We start from the raw sequence: 17,281 nt of genomic DNA, 5'->3' as shown, positions 1-17,281 counted from the left end.
ATCAATCCTCACTAAACTTTTTAAATTGCAATAAAGTTCAAAAAAACCTTTGTTATTTTCACACTCCTTTCGACTATTCAACTATCATTCTATTTAGTTTTAAAATAATAAGAATGTAGAATTAAAGCGACAATATGTTCTTGATTTGATTGTTTACTATCGATTACTTTAACGTTACTCATCATATTGTTTTGTTTTAAAGTTGCATATAATTCTTCGTTATTAGTTAAAGAAATCCGAGAAGTAAGAGTTGTTGCTGATGAGGTGTATTCTGATTCGTTAAATATATATGTAATGGCTTCTTTTAATTTTGTTGCGTTATTAAGATTAATTTGTGTAGCTGCTTTCCCAATTTGTTCTCCATTTTTATAAATCTTCCACTGATCTTGATTAGATAGCCATTTTTTACGATACCATAGAACATCATATTTATTTTGATCAATTTCAATATCTAAACATAAATACCAATTATCACCGAATATATTACCAAAAACATATTGCCATTTGTGTGGAAAATATCTTTTGATGTACCCTCTTTTAACTGTTCCCTCATAAAGTGGTTTTTTAATGAGCAAGGATTTTTGTATAGTATAAAAAGACCAGCCAGCAATATCTTTCGGAATATAGGAATGTTCTTTATTCGCAAATTTTTTACTAATAAGAAAAAGAACTAGTGCAGTAATTGGGAGTAAAAAAATCATAGCAAACGATAATGGCTCAAATGCACCATATACAAGGTAACGAGCTAATGCTGTAAATAGTAACAAAACAAATAGTAATAGTAGCTCAAGCATAATTTCACCTCAATCATAAATTTCATTTTAAAGTATGCTATACTTCTATTTTCTTGCTTCACGAAATGATAGCCTGTGAAACGTATTAAAATACACAAATAACTCCTCACCAGTAACTTTTTTCGATTTTGCAATAAGAGGTATATACATAGCACAGTAGGTTTCTGGTACCCAAATGTAATGATGAATATACTTTGTTAACAAGAAGTCACACGAGCTCCAAAAATGGATACGTTTTTTATTTGCTTCTGTTTCTGCTGCCTCAGTTTCAACAATTAATTTATGAAACCCCTCAGCACTAGCTCTATCTCTAAGATATTGAACAAATTGTTTGCCAAGACCTTGACCACGTTTGTCATTTGATATCGCTAAATAATCAATGATCATAACACGATTAGATGATAGTTTACCTGTAAGTGCGACACCTACAACTTTAGAATGTTTGTACCCAACATGAAGCTCAGCGAGACTTTGATTTAGCATATTTTTTATTACTTTAATTGGCTTTGCACCCTTATCTCCAAATGCCTCGAAATAAATCGGACTAACATCATGCCAGATTTCATCATTCCAAGAACAAACTGTTTTAATATTCATCAAGATTACTCCTAACTTCATAAAAATATAAGGTTTTTACCAAAGCTGGTATTGTAAACTTTGTTACATCTAGACATATGAAGAAAATAGCACTGTAGAAAGTATAAGGTTAAAATAGAAACAATCTTCTAGAAACTTCAAAACCAATTACCTTATCTCTTCAATTTTCCTCAAAACTAATTCTTCAGAAATACCTAACTCTTGCTTTTTTTCGATAAACATTGCTTTATTATAAGGACCGTACACTTCTCTAGTATCACATTTTAAAATCCAATAATAACTTTCACTTTTGTTAACAATTTGTATATCATTTTCATCTTCCGGGTCATTCTTTAATTGAAACTGCTTTGCTAGTATATAATGATCATCCCAAGCCACTTCAGTTACTTTAGGTGGAATAACATAGCTTCCCCACATGTCTTCATTTTCTTTAGGTGCTATAAAAACTTGATCAGCTGATGTTCTTACAACAGAAAATTCATCAGTGAGGTCAACACTGTAATCTGAGATTCCTGGACAACCTGTTAGTATAAGTAATAATAATGAAAATAGTATAAAACAATAAAGCGTTCGTTTTTTCACTATCAACTCACCTTTTTTCTTTGTTATTGTCATATTTTAGGCATTCTAAATCAGTTATTTATATTGATTTTTTGTTAAAAAATAACTACTACTTCCCATTATAAATCCTCCAAGAATACTTAATAATGTACCGATAACAATCCAATGAGTTGATAAATATATACCTGACATCATCATCACTACTCCTATTCGACAAAGCAATTGTTTTGTACATGACAATCCTCCACACAATTTTATTTCTACTTAAACATTATACTTATCTAGTAAAAAAAGAATTGATTTAGTTAAATAACAGCTTCCCAAAGATTTCGTACCAAATATTCTCTATAGAAACCAAAATGATAACTGCTAATACAAAAGCTGAGGTCGATAGAAATAACTTTACACTCAGTCTTGTTTTGAAATTTTTATATAAATTCCCTATTATCCTTGCAATTAAAAGTACAAATGGAATAGATATACAAATGACCAATAAATCAACAAAAGTAAATGGACTACCCATGTAGGAATCTGCAAAATAGTTAAGAAGCAAAATTGCAAAAAATAATATAAGTTGATAACCACTAAATTTCAACCAGTTCATTTAAAAGCTCCATTCTAAATTTTTTACAATCATAAAAATATAGATATAGACATTAATTTGCATCGTTAATGTACCCCAACTTAAAACTCATGCCTAATTTTAACATAATCTACTAAATCTTTAGTCTAAGATTTACACAAAAAACAATCCCTTTAGATTGGTGTTGACCATCCAAAGGGATTTTCTTTTAGGAGAGTGTGATTTTACATAATATTTTATGGTCTTTAATAAGAAACATCTTTCTTTTGAAAAAAGTAAAATGTTACTGCTAAGAAAATGAAAAAGTAAACAGATAATATTGTTAGTGAAAACCCAAGTGTTGCTCCTTCAAACATCGGCATGGATTCAGAAATATAGCCTCTAAGATCAAGATGCGGAAATAATATAAATTTCAACCATTGGTTTTTTTCAACAAATGATTGGATAAGTAAATTTAAAGTAGATGATGCAAATAAGATAAATATAGATACACCAACTGCAATTGATTGATTTTTAAATAAAGTGCTTAACATAAATGCTAATGTTGTAATAACCAAGAATCCTGGGATCCAATAAACAAACATATTAACTACATAATCTCCTACGATAATAGGTGTAAATTCTAAGGATGCTGGATCAATAATTTTATCAGTATAAGCACCATTTCCAAAGAGCAAGGTACCTATTAAGTAACTTGATGCTAGTAATATAAGAATTAATAACCCTGCATATATGACGGAAACAATATATTTAGATAATAATATTTTCCATCGCTTATAAGGTCTAATAAGCAATTGTTTAATTGTTCCGTCTGCAAACTCAGACGATACCGAGGAACTGCATACAATTACAACGAATAATGTAATAAACGATGTTAAAAGAGTTGTCCAATCTGCCATATATGTCCAGTTTGTACTTAAGTTAGGATTCATATTAGCATCTAAAAATTGTGTATTGTAGGCAATATCCTCCATAAGCATTGATCTTTCTTCTTCATCAATATTTTCATCTTTTAATGTTTTCTCATTTTCTTGTATATTTGTCGTTAATTCTTCTTTCCAGTTTTCATTTGAATTTTCACCATTTATCTTCATTTCAATAAATGCTGTTCCGATTACTGCGATTAATATAAAGACGATGAATAAATAGGTAGAAACCTTTTGGAATATTTTCATCCATTCATTTTTTAGTAAAGAGATCATACTGACTTCCTCATTTCTTGCTCAGTTATTTCAAAGAATTTATCTTCGAGTGACTTTTTCGTAACGTTTATTTCGTAAACAGCTATATTATTTTTTGTGAATGAACTGTTTATAGCTGCTGTTTCTTCACGTGTTGCTGATAAAGTAATCGTATGCTGCTCTTGTTTCAAAATTGGAGACGTAGTGAATTCTTCTTTAAGAATGTTCCCTGCTGTCTCAACATCATTGACGGTAAAAACAACTTCATTGATTGCGTCGACTACTTCTTCTGCTTTCGTATTTTCCTCATCATAAATAAGATTTCCTTTTTCAATAATGGCAAATCGATCACACATTAATTGCATCTCTGATAAAAGATGGGAAGAAATTAAAATTCCTACTCCTTCACTAGCTAATAATTTTAAATGATCTCTAAATTCACGAATTCCTTGTGGATCTAGTCCATTTGTTGGTTCATCAAAAATTAATAAAGCTGGTTTATGTAATATTGCTTGCGCCACACCAAGCCTTTGACGCATACCTAATGAGTAAGTTTTTACTTTTTTATCAATGGCATGATCTAATTTGACTAATTTCACCACTTCATCTATTCGTTCAGGGGAAATCTTACTTGATGACATCCGAGCATAGTGAAGAAGGTTTTTTCTACCTGTCATATATTTATAGAATTCAGGATTTTCGACAATTGCCCCTAATTGACTCATTGCTTTCTCAAAATCTTTATCAAGATCAAACCCATTAATCATGACTGATCCACCTGTCCGATTAATTAGACCAGTAATCATCCGAATAATCGTCGTTTTCCCAGCTCCATTTGGACCAAGAAGACCAAAAATCTCATTTTTTTTAATCGTAAAATCCACATTATTTACAACGACAGTTTTCCCTATTTTTTTAGTTAAGGATTGTACTTTTAAAACAGCTTCAGACATAAATACATACCTACCTCTAGTTTATTTAATTGCTTTTATTCCATCTTCACTTATTTATCTCTTTCTTATCGTAACTTTTTTCATTTCCACTATGTACAATATTGGTCAAATATCAAACTAGTAGATTACTAGTTTTACCTCACAGTATTCCCCAAAACTACAAGGGTAATATTACCATACCAACTATAAATTTCCAAGCCCTAAAATTATTTCTGCATAACTCTTGCCATGCGTGGGGTCTGTCCCTCAGTCTAGTAAAGGACTAATTTGTCGATTTTTAAAAAATCGTTGATAATTTCAAAAAAATAGAAGATGAATTTTTTTATGTTCCTAAATACAAAGCTTAAAATGCTATCAATCTCACCAAACAACGTGTTTTTTTAATGTACCAGCATCGATTATATAAAAATTCAAAATAATAATGAAATTGGACAATAATAATTCCAAATAGATGAAACTTTTTCATTGTACTTTCGTATTAGTTAAATAATAATAGTACTTTTGAATGTTAGGAGCTAAAATTATGTTAGGGATAAGTGTAAAAAAATCAAATGATACCGTTATAATTAAATGGCAGCTATCAAAAGTGGAAATTCCTGTAGCTGATATCCTTAATGTATGTTTAGATGATACATATGGTGGTGAAGAAAAAGAGGCTATCCGAATTGGTACACCCTACGGAACGACTGATAGAGTTGTGATCAAAGCAAAGATAAAAACTTATATTCTTTACACCACAAACCCAAGCACTATAAAAAACAAAATACTATCTTAATAGCCTTTACATAAAAAAAATCAAGAGTTAACCCTAGTTATATTTAAGGATAGCACCATAGATGGAGAATGAATTTTTATTGGAAAACTATTTACGAGAAAAAATGGCGTGAATGTTTTGCGAGTCATCTTTCAATAGAGGAGCAAAAAAGATTAGCATGGAAGATTTTCTGTGGCATTTATGTAGCCCGAGAAAAGGTAAAATGCCTTGAGAAAGATGCAGCGATAACCGCATTTCTTAATCACATAAAGCAAAGATGTACAATTTTTTATCAATTTATTGACGATGCTTACCTTTTTGAGAAACAAATAAACTATCAATCAATGAATGACCATATATCGAAGATCAGATACGCTATAGTGACATGTATGTAATGGATTTGAATAGAGGACATTTATTATGACGAATAAACTCAATGTGGTCCATATTTTATTGAGATAGATTAATTTATAACCAAAACACTCGCCTCCAATTGGAATTAGCGAGTGTTTTTGGAATAATTTTCAAACAAACTTTATTTATAAGCTAGCTTTCTGTCATTACCTGCTTAATCGTATCCAAAGAGTATGTTATCTGACATTACAAAAAAATCATAATTCTAACTTCATGAACACACTGTTTGGGTCCTCAACATAATCTGAAAAAGGCTCGCAATAAACAAATCCAAAATTTTTGTATAATCTCTTAGCAGGCTCGAATGCATCCATTGATCCCGTTTCTAAGCTTAACCTTTTATAGCCTCGTTCTTTGGCTTCTTCAATAATGTGTTGAAGAATTCTTTTTGCTACTCCTTTTCTCAAATGTGATGAAGCAGTGCGCATTGATTTGATTTCTGCATGTTTAAGATCAAGTTCTTTAAGAGCTCCACAACCTAATAATGTCTCACCTTCCCAAGCACTCCAGAATGTGATGTCTGGTTTTTTTAATTGGGATAAATCTAATGCATGTATACTTTCTGGTGGAGAATGCTCTGTCATACCATGAAGGTGTTCGCTAATTAAAGACGCAATTTCATTTCCAGATAAATCATCTACCTTTATTTCCATAAAACCACTCCAGTTTCAATTTTTTCTATCATCAAATTAGTATTATATACCAATATCCGAATTTCCTGCTTTGTTACATTTATTTCTTTTTGCTTAACTCATTCTTTATTCTAAGCAATTCTAAGTATTTTTCTTCTAAAAGGTTCTTTTCTACTATATTACTTGTAATAGACAATTTACTTATAATCTCTGTTAAGTCCATATCAACGGCAATCAAATTTACTTCTCTTTCATGTTTCATCTCAATTTCACTTGCATCATTTGAGTTGTCAATTTCTCTAAAAGAAGCCATTTTGTTTTCAATAGAAATAATATGAGACGCCATTGCTTTAACAAAATATCTGTCATGACTAACAAAAATAATTGTCCCAGGATAATCATTTAATACCATTTGAAGAGCTTCTTTAGTATGGATGTCTAAATAATTTGTTGGTTCATCAAGTAATAAAACATTGTAGTTTCCTAACAATACTTTTATTAAAGCTGTTTTAACTCTTTCTCCTCCACTTAACATAGCCACCTTTTTATGAACATCTTCTCGTTTGAATTGTAATCTAGATAATACTGTTCGAATAAATTGTTCCGTATATTGACTGGCTTCTTTAACATTTTCTAGTATCGATTTATGTTCATCTAGATTTTCTAACTGTTGATGAAAATATCCTATTGCAACTGGTTTGGCAATAGAAATTCCCTCATGACCACTTACTATCATGTTTAATAACGTTGATTTGCCAACACCATTCTTTCCTATGACAGCTACTTTTTCACCTGGTTTTATTGAACCACTAAAATCAAGAAATAACATTTTGTTTCCTAATGTAGCCGTTACCCTATCAAATGAAATCGCTGTTTTACTGTGAAGTTGATTAAAATGAGTGCGATCAAACACGATTTTCTCTTCTGTTTTTGGTTTTGTCTTTATCTCAAGCTGTTCAATTCTAGATTGTATAGCTCTAACTCCTTTATCTAATTTCGCTTTCTTTTGACCTACACTTCTTTTGTGAAGTCTTGCTTCAGAATTCCCCATTCTACTTGGCGCTTTTTTCAAAGACTTCGATTTTTTGCTTTTTTCAAGAGCAGCCTGTTCTAAACGTTGTTTTTCCTTCGTGTAGTTTTCATACTCAATCCATTGCCTATTCTTCAATTGTTGATTTTGCTCAATATAATCATGGTAGTTTCCTTCAAAGCAGTGAATTCCTCCGCTATCTACTTCCCAAATTGACGTACAAATCGTATTTAAAAGCTCACGATCATGAGAAATGATGACAACAGCTCCATTAAATTCTTTCGTTTCTTTTTCGAATTTTTCAACACCTTGAACATCCAAGTGACTGGTAGGCTCATCAGCAATAATTAATTTGGCATTAGAAGAAACTGCAGCTGCTATTTTCTTTCTTGTTTCTTCTCCACCACTTAAAACACAATTTTTCTCATTAGGAATTCTCCATTGACTTACTAATTCGCTAGAAATCTCATTTATATCTGAGGCATCAAGCTGAGGAATATATGCAATTGGACAATAGATTTGGACAGTTCCGTGATCAGGCTCAAGTTCATTAACCAATATCTTCAATAAAGTTGATTTCCCTTCACCATTTTTCCCAACAATACCTATTCGCTCTCCATTATAAACTTTAAGAGAATCAACTTTGATAATGCATCGATCACCATAACTTTTTTCAATTTTATTTGCTGCCAGCAACAACATAAAAAAACCTCCCTAGATCTCTAGAGAGGATTAGTTATTTTTAGGAATGAGAAAGAAACACAACCTTTGTATTTTAAAAGCATTACAAAGGGTATGTATCATTTCATATAAAAAAGCACCTAAAAATGAACAGACTAATCCTATCTAGACAAAATTTATTTTAAAATTAAGTTTTCAAAAAATTGTCTAAAAATTAGGATTAATGCTTCATTTTATACAGTACCTTACCTTTCTGATTGTGATATAAATTAATAATATGATGAATTCTTCAAAAGATCAACCTAAAATTACCATTTATTCTAACTGTTTGTTCGAAAATTCCCAAAACATCTTTTCTGTTTTAGATTAACTATAAATAATGATATATATTAAACGAACCTTAAATTTACTTAAAGTAAACATAAGTTCTTTCTTTCAACAAAACCTCCACTTAAACCCACTCTTTTCCATGATCGCGTATGAATTTGATATCGTTTTGATAATGTTCCAGGTGTCCTTCATGTACCATCTTCTGAAAAGCAAGGTCACCTTCACCGGCTTTTCTCTTTATTGTTTTACATATTCCCTCTAATCGAAGTAGAACCATTTCCAAATAATTTTCTTTGTCAATACCATCACCGTAGGAATCAAAAAAAGATGTAACTCTTTGCTTTATACGGTTTGCATGCTGTGTTGATTGATAATGAATTTTCTCACCTGTTTCAGAAAGAGACACTCTACTTAAAGGAATACAAGTATAAAGTGTATAAGCAATATCCCACAGTCTAGGACCAGGCCCAGCAACATCAAAATCAATTATACCTACTGGTGTTTCATTTTTAAAAATAAGATTGTACATCGCGAAATCATTATGACACAAAACCTCTAGTGGTTCGGGAGTGTTATCTATTGAATCCCAGCTATCATCAAAAGGAAAATCACTTACAGAATCATGATACCTTCGTAGCATTTTTGCTATTTCTATTAAGTTATCATCAGACCACATATATTTCTTTAAGGGATAATGACCAGCTTCACCTTCAATAAAGGTTAAAACTTCTCTACCTTTTTCATCAATGCCCAGGAATTTTGGTGCAGCATCAAAGCCTTTGTTTTCTAAATGCTTTAATAGCTTATGAATGTTGTGACTGCCCTCCTTCATTTCTCGTCTAACTGTATCTCCAGATCGATAAACAGTCGAAACATTTCCTCCCGCTAGCTTTTCTTCGTTTTCTTGGTTTGTCACTAACTACACCTCCTTACTATGACTTTAAATAATCTCACAATATACTATTAATAGAGATTCTCAGGTGATTAATTTTTTAATAATATAGTTTAAGAAATGCTTGTATCTCATTATTTATTTTTGTTAAGTGATCTTCTGAAGGAAAATGCCCCATTTCATAGGTGATACATTCTTGTAAATTTGGAATGATCTCTTTTGCTACTTTGTTTACTTTACTTTCAGGAAAAAAAACATCATTTTTTCCTGCTATAACTAATGTTGGTGATTTATAATTTACTAGTTCATGCTTTTCAGTTAACTTAGGCATGTCTTGCTCTAGTTTGACATATTTAAATACATCACCAATAATTTTTTTATCCATTTCCTTCATACTATTATCTGACATCACCCCGGAGATTTTATCAAGATACTTTTTTGATGAAGTGATAGTAAAAAGTAATAAAGGAGCTAATATTTCTTTCATCATTTTCATTTTTGATCCTAAACGTAATCCTGCTGGTGAAACTAATATTGAACAATCAATTTTATCCGGCATATATGTAGCTAATCTTAATATGATCCCTGCTCCATAAGAGGGTCCAACAAATGCACAGCTTTTTATAGAAAAATAATTCATTAATTCCTCAATCCATCTTGCAAAGCTATGATCTTTTGCTGAAATCCTATTTTCATCACTAAACCCCGGATGACCAATCGTATCTGGTGCATACACTCTATAGTTTTTTGTCAAGGATGTAAACCATGATAATGTCATTGGATTAATGCAGTTGCCCCCTTGGAAGATAAAGATTGGTTTCCCTTCCTTTGGACCAGCTACAAGTACATGCGTTTTTCCATAACTTGTGTCAACATACACCCTCTCGACTTCAAAGTTAAAGGATTTTATATACTGTTCGTAGTGTTGAAGAATCTCATTTTTACCTATATGACTTTTATAAATCGTTTCTTGACCCATAATCCACCTCTAAATTTATTTAAATCTATTAAAGTAGACTTCTTAAACTATGAAAAAGTTTCATATTATTATAGTTCACAATTAATGAGTCTAAATGCTAACCAACACTTGAAAAATCTAATTCGTTTAAGATATCATTTACACTCCCCCTGTTATTCACTATTCTAATCCTTCATAACGAATCATTGTCCATAGCCCAATGTCAGAAAAACCTAATCGTTTATAAATCTTCCCTGCTGCTGGATTGTCGTAAAACAAACAAAGTGATTTCCCCTCTGCTAGTAATTCACTACATAGCTTTTCCATACATAGAGTTGCATAGCCTCTTCGTTCAAAGCTAGGCTTTGTTCCAACACCAACAATCATGGCAGATTGAGAATTTTCCGCTGTTGTAGATGCTGATGCAACCATTTCTCCTTCCTCATTTCGAACAATGTAAGTGCGTCCAGTTTTATATTTTTCAGCTCGTTCTCTCGACTCAATACTAAAATTCCCTAAAGCAAATTCAGGTATTGAACATAGCATTTCAATATTTTCCTGATATTCTAGGGACTGTAAATAGGTTGCTTGATTTATTTTTTCATTATCTACCTTATAACTTAAACCTGTACATTTTGCGTAATAGGTTTCACTATGTTTTCTAACTTCCCGATTTATGTACCCCTTGATAGGCTCAACTACATGCTTTAAACCACTAAGCTCAAATCGAGTAGAATGATGATTGATGATCTCCGCAAAACCTTTTACATCATAATCCTGCTCACTAAATGGTATATAATTTTGGTCGTATCTTAATAAAATAGCAATCAATTTGTCATGTTGAAATTGACCCCAAATTTCTTGAATGTCAGAATCATATCCAAATGCTTCAATATCACCTAAAATAAATAAATTTTCTGCTGGCTTATGACCAATAAGCATCATTACTGATTCATGATCTTCTTTATTTAACCTACGAATCATTTTATTTCATCACATCCTACTCTATAATTTTTCTATCTTTATTATACATAGAACAAAACAGAATTTTGGCAAAAAATCTAAGTTTAAGAGATAAAAAAGATCCTTACAAAATGTAAGAAATGATCTAACTAACTATTACTAACAATTAAATAAATTTTATGTAAAAATTTGTAAATCATCATTTCTACAATTCAATTTTTCAGGCCCTATGGTTAATGGAGAATATTTAGACTGGATATTTATAATTGAATTATAATGGATTTCTAAACATTTAATACATATAATAGTAGAATAGTAAAAATTGAGGAACAAAAAGGTGGTTACCTTCTTTATGGAGAAAGAAACAAAGATTAATGTAGACGGTTTACAATTTGATTGGAATATAGAAAAAGGCATTTTTCAGTTTGAAGGTCAAGACGCTGTTCTTTTTTGGATCTCAACTGCAATGAAGTCCTTCTTTGATACCATTGAAGAAATATCAGGAATTGAGGCAGCAAGCTTGGTTTTTGAAACATCAGGATTTCGCCAAGGCTTAGTTGTTGGAGAGTATTTTGAAAAAATGAAGGAATTAATTGTTGAGGAAGCCGCGAACTCCATTACGAGTACATACGCTTCTGCTGGCTGGGGACAAATAGAAATTAAAGAATTGAACTATGAAACAAAAACACTAACAGCATACTTAAAGGATACGTGGGAATATAAAATCAATGTGGCACAAGGGAAAAATCATGGAAGTAACTTTTTATCTGCGCATTTTGCAGGGATTTTTTCAGGTTTATTCGGAACTAGTATGTGGTATGAGGTTATTGAACAACAAATTGATGGCCATGACCATACTATAATAAACTATTTTCCTTCCAATGTAACGATCACACATAACATACACCAGCTTGCTAGAAAAAAAGAATCAGAGCAGATTCATCAATTAGAAGAACTTGTTGAAGAGAAAACAAAAGAACTAAAGGATTTAATTAAGAAACTATCATCACCGATTATTCCAGTATTAGAAGGAATAGTTGTTGTTCCATTAATTGGTACATATGAAATAGATCGATCAGAAGAGCTAATTACCAACACATTAAACAACTTACCATCACATAAAGCAAACTATCTTATCCTAGATTTAACAGGACTTGATAAGGATATGAGTGAACACACTGCAAGCTTAATTGAAAATATTTGTTCAGCTTCCTCGCTTATTGGAACAAAAACAATACTAGTTGGCATTACACCCGAATTAAGTTTAGTCATTACTAAATCCACTATTAACTTTTCCAAGTTTGATTGCTTTCAATCATTGCAGCATGGCATACATTTTGCACTTGGACAAATGGGAAGAAAGATATTATAAAGTTTAATGAAGGACCTTTTATAGAGGTGCTTCTTTTTTTTGAAAAGTTTTTTATGCAGTACCTTTCCAAAAGTAGAGTAGAAATAATCTAGTATGTAGCTTTATAAGTTATTAACTTCTATAAATTGAAAAATATAATTAAAAAAACTAGTAAATAGCATGTGTCTTGCCCACTCCTTTCTAAGTGTTTATGAATAGAATAATAGCAAAGAGAGGGAAGGTAGAATTAATAGTTTCCAAATACACTTATCCTCTCTTTAATTTAAACAAGGAGATGATTATATTGGGTAAAAAGAAATATGATGACAAGAAAAGTTACGGAAAATGTTATTGCTGGGGTTACAAAAAATTTGATTTTGATTTTGACTGCAAAAAAGAAACTAAAAAGTACGACTACAAAAAGCATGATAAATACGATTTTCACTATCAAAAAGACGATAAACATAAAAAATGTTATCACGGCTATAAAAAGCATGATAAGCATCACGGATGGGAATATAAAAAATATGATAAATATCATGAGAAACACCATTGCTGTAAAAAGTACTAATCCGTAACTTAGAGTCGAATATACTATTTAATAGAATAAAAGCTTTCACAATTAAGCGTATGTTTTTAATTCTAAATGACACTAAGAAATATCATACCTGAGCTAGATCAAAAAGTCCTTCTGATCCATCTGCAGCGTGAAGGACTTTTCACCATTCATAAAAGCTATAATAATTATAATAACAAAGGTTAATTTGTAACCTATACATACACTATTTTTAGAAGCATCTCTTTTTATCCATTATAAAAACAACATCAACATAATAGGAACAGTCACAATGCTAAGTAAAGTTGTAATCAGCGTACTATAAGAAACTAAATCAGGCTCAGTATCGAATTGTACAGCATACATTGTTGTATTGGCAGCAGTTGGCATCGCTGATAAAATAATTAATACCTGTGCTAGCATCCCATCAATTGATAATAACGTGATAAGTAGATATGCGATTACTGGAGAAATGATAACTCGCATCATAATGATAAAGCTAATATCTTTTAGTCTTACTTTTCTCTTTGTTATTGTAGCAAGCTGCATTCCTAGTACAAGCATGATTGTTGGAATTGTGGCATCCGCAATAAGATCTGCTGCTTGCATGATAAATTCCGGAATAGGAATAGAAGTTAGTTGGAAGAACAGCCCTGCCAAAGAGCCATAAATAATAGGCATTTTCACAATGGTCATTAACGAGTCTTTTATACTTCTCTTTGTACTACTTCCTCTACCTGCATAATAAAGTCCAATTGTGTTCATTAAAAACGACTGAATCACCATCATAATGACCGCATAATCAAAGCCAACCTCTCCAAAAGCAAACAAGATAACCGGCACACCATAATTTCCACTATTCATAAAAACACCTGATAATATGAAGGCTGCCCCTTTTGATAGATCATCTCTTACAATTTTTATATAAATAAATACAATGATAATTAAGAGGAAGCAGAGTAGTAAACAAAAAATAAAAATATAGAAATAATCTAAAGTGAGCTCATTGCTATAAAATGTTCTAAATGCTAAAAAAGGATACATTAAATAAAGTGCTGAAACCGATATAGATTTTCGATCAAAGCCGATTATTTTTTGACCTATATATCCTACTGCAAAAATGATAAATGCTGGTAAAACGATTAAAATAAAGTTCATATCCATAAACTCCAATAGTTGATCTCTTTTTTCTACTATACAACAATACACTAAGAAAAGCCCGAGAAGCTATTTAGCCATGTGCTGATTAACTTCCATTTATGATGGGTAAACCATTTCAATCTTTTCCCCCGTTTACACTGAGTGCGAAACATCAAAAAAGGAAAAAGCATTGAGGCAAACCCCAATACTTTTTATTTTTACATATAAGAAATAGAAACTAATTAACCTTTGATTAAATGTATCGAATCTTTGAAAAGCTTTTCATTTTATTCCTATTTAACATAATTAGTTAGCTTACCAATCTTCTCCACTTCAACAATGACTGTGTCTCCAGATTTCATTGGACAGCTGCCTGAAGGTGAACCAGTAGCTAAAACATCTCCTGGTTCGAGTGTCATGACTTGTGAAACCCAACTGATTAGATATGGTATTGAAAGGGACATTTGATTCGTATTTCCGTCTTGGACTACATTTCCGTTTAATGTTGTCTTGATACTTAAGCTTGAAGGATCTATTCCAGTTACAATATAAGGACCTAATGGACCAAATGTATCAAAGCCTTTACCTCTAGTAAACTGAGGATCAGATTTAGTAAGATCTCTTGCTGTTACATCATTAAAAATTGTACAACCAAAAACATAATCCAACGCGTCTTCTTCTTTTATATTTTTACCTCGTTTTCCAATAATAAGGGCAACTTCTCCCTCCAATTCTACCTGTTTGGATAGGTGTGTGGATGGAAGAATGATTTCACCTTGATCAGGAATAAGTGAAGAAGGTGGTTTCAAAAACAGAAATGGTTCAGCAAGATTAGCTTCTCCACCAGTTTCAGTTGCGTGTTCAGCATATGTCCAACCGAAATTCACTATTTTTGAAGGAGCAACTGGAGCTAAGATTTCCACTTCATTATATTTAACCCGCACTCCATCAACATTTAATTCATCGTTAACTAGATCTGTAAAGGTACTGCACAGTTCTATAATTTCATCATCCTCAACAAGTCCATAATAAATTTGATCGTGATACTTATAGCGAAGTATTGTTTTTGCTTGTTGCAGTGTTTTCATTTCTACAAAAACCCCTTTAATTACTTGATAAACCATCGTTATTTTTACTTATTCATTCGGATTGTTTTCCTTTAATTTCTGGTACTTTTATCGGTATAAATATCTATTTAAGTAAATAGCGGAATAAGCAACCCTACAAGTAATAATATCAAGGCACCGCCTAAACGTGAAGATATTTGTGCAAAAGGCATAAGCTCCATTCGTTTTGAAGCGGAAAGAACAGCAACATCACCCGTACCTCCCATGTTCGCCATACATAATCCTGCTGTAATCGCCGCTTCGATTGGGTAAAAGCCTACAAGTCTTCCTAATAACCCTGCACCGATAACTGCTCCCAATACTACAGCAAACACAGTTAAAATATATTGTAACGTTAGAGCTTCCAAGACAGTTGCTAAATCTGTATACGCTACACCAATACCAAATAATAAGGCAAACGTCCAATTACTAGCAACAAACTGATACCACTGACTTGCACCTTCAACAACTGCAGATGGAATCACATTTGCTATCTTTGAGATCGCAACGATGATAATCATGATTGCATAGGCATGTAATGGGATGAAGGAAGCTAAAAGTGCTCCAACTGTGAAAAATGTTAAAGCAGCAAGCATACCTGCACCCATTTTTTTAATATCATATGTCATTTTTGGTTTTTCATAATTAAATCCTTGTATTAACTGACCATTTCCTGTTAAAGAAGGAAACTTAGTTCCTAACCGATCTAATAAACTTGCTAAAACGATGGCAAATACATTTCCAAGTGCTAATGCTGGAACAAGCATCGAAATATAATAGCTAGGTTCATTTCCAAGTAATTCAGAATAAATTTGACTCATCGGAACAGCACCTGCTCCCATTCCTCCACCCATAATCGGCATAGCCATGACTAATATTGCTTCTTGAACAGTAAATCCAACGAAAGAACCAACGATCCCAGTTAGCAATATAGCTCCTAAAATCGCTCCCCCAATTGGGATAAAATATCGTAAACCTACTTTTAAAAGAATTTTAGAATTCATTCCCAAGATACTTCCTGTAATCAGTGCAGCAATGTAGAAATCTAAAAAGCCACCTGTTTTCATAAAATCTGTAACTGTTGTTGTAATGGTTTCCGGTAATAATCCACTATAGACCATATAAGCTGAGCCAAAAATGGCAACAATCGCTCCACCACCAAGGAATGTCTTGACGATTGGTAAACGATCTCCTACCCAACCAAATACTTCTCCTAAAACAATCATAACAAGTAAGGCTCCTATCATCCCACCAGGAAGATTACCTGTATACATACTTGTTAATGTAATGACTGCAAACAATAAAAACCAAGCAATTGGTATATTAAAAATATCAATTTTATTTTCTGCTTGTAGTGATTGAACTCTTAAATTTTTTGGTTTTTTTGTCTTATCTTCATTCTCGTTTGAATACTTTTTTACTGGTTGTGACATCATGACTCCTCCTTTTATAGATCGAATAGATTAAGCACCAAACTTTTTACAGACAAGCACTTTAACTTAATACTCAGAAGCACCCTTTTCCTGTAATCGTTTTCATTTTGTATTTCTATCTTATTTAATTTTCAAAAAATTTAATAGATTATAAAATTAATGCATTTCTTTTGTAATTAAAAAAAGTAAAAAAAGAGGTTGTGATATACGTATTTAAGCTAATGATAAACCCAAATTATTAGGAGATATATAACTTAATATTCCCCTAATAATTCGGGTTTTTATTTGCTTTCTTCAATAGATTATTTAAGAACTAGTGGAATGAAGCGGAAGACACTATGACACCTACTTAGAATAGAGGAAATTCTGAGA

At 31.8% G+C, this 17,281-nt stretch carries 18 protein-coding genes; 4 read left to right on the top strand and 14 right to left on the bottom strand.

The genetic code is table 11. From position 1 onward, the window contains the following. Nucleotides 1-89 precede the first annotated feature (89 nt). From JOC75_RS01815 to JOC75_RS01790, 6 genes are all read right to left on the bottom strand, one after another. On the bottom strand, nt 90-794 hold the full coding sequence (locus JOC75_RS01815) for a hypothetical protein (protein WP_204952421.1): 705 nt from the start codon (nt 792-794) through the stop codon (nt 90-92). Between the two features lie 45 nt (nt 795-839). Next, the gene (locus tag JOC75_RS01810) at nt 840-1,391 is read right to left on the bottom strand and encodes a GNAT family N-acetyltransferase (protein ID WP_204952420.1); all 552 of its coding nucleotides are present in this window, start codon (nt 1,389-1,391) and stop codon (nt 840-842) included. 147 nt (nt 1,392-1,538) lie between these two features. Next, nucleotides 1,539-1,973, bottom strand: coding sequence for a DUF3997 domain-containing protein (locus JOC75_RS01805; RefSeq protein WP_204952419.1), 435 nt, complete (start codon nt 1,971-1,973; stop codon nt 1,539-1,541). A gap of 280 nt (nt 1,974-2,253) precedes the next feature. Continuing rightward, nucleotides 2,254-2,556, bottom strand: coding sequence for a hypothetical protein (locus JOC75_RS01800; RefSeq protein ID WP_204952418.1), 303 nt, complete (start codon nt 2,554-2,556; stop codon nt 2,254-2,256). Nucleotides 2,557-2,780: 224 nt separating this feature from the next. Further along, a complete protein-coding gene (locus tag JOC75_RS01795) occupies nt 2,781-3,737 on the bottom strand; it encodes an ABC transporter permease (RefSeq protein WP_204952417.1) in 957 nt (318 codons plus the stop codon). Then, a complete protein-coding gene (locus tag JOC75_RS01790) occupies nt 3,734-4,669 on the bottom strand; it encodes an ABC transporter ATP-binding protein (RefSeq protein WP_204952416.1) in 936 nt (311 codons plus the stop codon). The genes JOC75_RS01795 and JOC75_RS01790 overlap by 4 nt, the downstream gene beginning before the upstream one ends. A gap of 523 nt (nt 4,670-5,192) precedes the next feature. On the opposite strand from JOC75_RS01790, the gene JOC75_RS01785 reads away from it, so the two are divergent. Together JOC75_RS01785 and JOC75_RS24410 are read left to right on the top strand one after the other, a co-directional pair. Continuing rightward, nucleotides 5,193-5,444: a SunI/YnzG family protein gene (locus JOC75_RS01785; protein WP_204952415.1), complete on the top strand. Its 252-nt coding sequence runs from the start codon at nt 5,193-5,195 to the stop codon at nt 5,442-5,444. A 68-nt stretch (nt 5,445-5,512) separates the two neighbouring features. Continuing rightward, nucleotides 5,513-5,818: a DUF4275 family protein gene (locus tag JOC75_RS24410; RefSeq protein ID WP_204952414.1), complete on the top strand. Its 306-nt coding sequence runs from the start codon at nt 5,513-5,515 to the stop codon at nt 5,816-5,818. 216 nt (nt 5,819-6,034) lie between these two features. Here JOC75_RS24410 and JOC75_RS01775 read toward each other — a convergent pair whose 3' ends face one another. The 5 genes from JOC75_RS01775 to JOC75_RS01755 form a co-directional block, all read right to left on the bottom strand. Then, entirely contained in the window at nt 6,035-6,490 is a 456-nt protein-coding gene (locus JOC75_RS01775; RefSeq protein WP_204952413.1) for a GNAT family N-acetyltransferase, read from the bottom strand. A gap of 79 nt (nt 6,491-6,569) precedes the next feature. Continuing rightward, a complete protein-coding gene (gene abc-f / locus JOC75_RS01770; protein WP_204952412.1) occupies nt 6,570-8,201 on the bottom strand; it encodes a ribosomal protection-like ABC-F family protein in 1,632 nt (543 codons plus the stop codon). Between the two features lie 430 nt (nt 8,202-8,631). Beyond that, on the bottom strand, nt 8,632-9,426 hold the full coding sequence (locus tag JOC75_RS01765; RefSeq protein ID WP_204952411.1) for a phosphotransferase: 795 nt from the start codon (nt 9,424-9,426) through the stop codon (nt 8,632-8,634). A gap of 76 nt (nt 9,427-9,502) precedes the next feature. Next, complete coding sequence (locus JOC75_RS01760) at nt 9,503-10,381, bottom strand: alpha/beta fold hydrolase (protein ID WP_204952410.1); 879 nt, start codon at nt 10,379-10,381, stop codon at nt 9,503-9,505. Nucleotides 10,382-10,540: 159 nt separating this feature from the next. Continuing rightward, nucleotides 10,541-11,344 carry a GNAT family N-acetyltransferase gene (locus JOC75_RS01755; protein WP_204952409.1) on the bottom strand — a complete coding sequence of 268 codons (804 nt, stop codon included), beginning with the start codon at nt 11,342-11,344 and terminating at the stop codon, nt 10,541-10,543. A 331-nt stretch (nt 11,345-11,675) separates the two neighbouring features. Here JOC75_RS01755 and JOC75_RS01750 point away from each other — a divergent pair, with 331 nt between their 5' ends. Together JOC75_RS01750 and JOC75_RS01745 are read left to right on the top strand one after the other, a co-directional pair. Continuing rightward, nucleotides 11,676-12,695: an STAS domain-containing protein gene (locus JOC75_RS01750; protein WP_204952408.1), complete on the top strand. Its 1,020-nt coding sequence runs from the start codon at nt 11,676-11,678 to the stop codon at nt 12,693-12,695. 283 nt (nt 12,696-12,978) lie between these two features. Beyond that, nucleotides 12,979-13,245, top strand: a complete 267-nt coding sequence (locus JOC75_RS01745) for a hypothetical protein (protein ID WP_204952407.1) — start codon at nt 12,979-12,981, stop codon at nt 13,243-13,245. A 240-nt stretch (nt 13,246-13,485) separates the two neighbouring features. Here JOC75_RS01745 and JOC75_RS01740 read toward each other — a convergent pair whose 3' ends face one another. From JOC75_RS01740 to JOC75_RS01730, 3 genes are all read right to left on the bottom strand, one after another. After that, on the bottom strand, nt 13,486-14,388 hold the full coding sequence (locus tag JOC75_RS01740) for an AEC family transporter (RefSeq protein ID WP_204952406.1): 903 nt from the start codon (nt 14,386-14,388) through the stop codon (nt 13,486-13,488). A gap of 275 nt (nt 14,389-14,663) precedes the next feature. Then, nucleotides 14,664-15,458, bottom strand: a complete 795-nt coding sequence (locus JOC75_RS01735) for a fumarylacetoacetate hydrolase family protein (protein WP_204952405.1) — start codon at nt 15,456-15,458, stop codon at nt 14,664-14,666. Nucleotides 15,459-15,565: 107 nt separating this feature from the next. Then, entirely contained in the window at nt 15,566-16,909 is a 1,344-nt protein-coding gene (locus JOC75_RS01730) for a 2-hydroxycarboxylate transporter family protein (RefSeq protein ID WP_204952404.1), read from the bottom strand. Between the last annotated feature and the right edge of the window lie 372 nt (nt 16,910-17,281).

This window comes from Metabacillus crassostreae, assembly GCF_016908395.1.
Lineage (GTDB): Bacteria > Bacillota > Bacilli > Bacillales > Bacillaceae > Metabacillus > Metabacillus crassostreae.
This window is presented reverse-complemented; position numbering and strand designations above follow the sequence as displayed.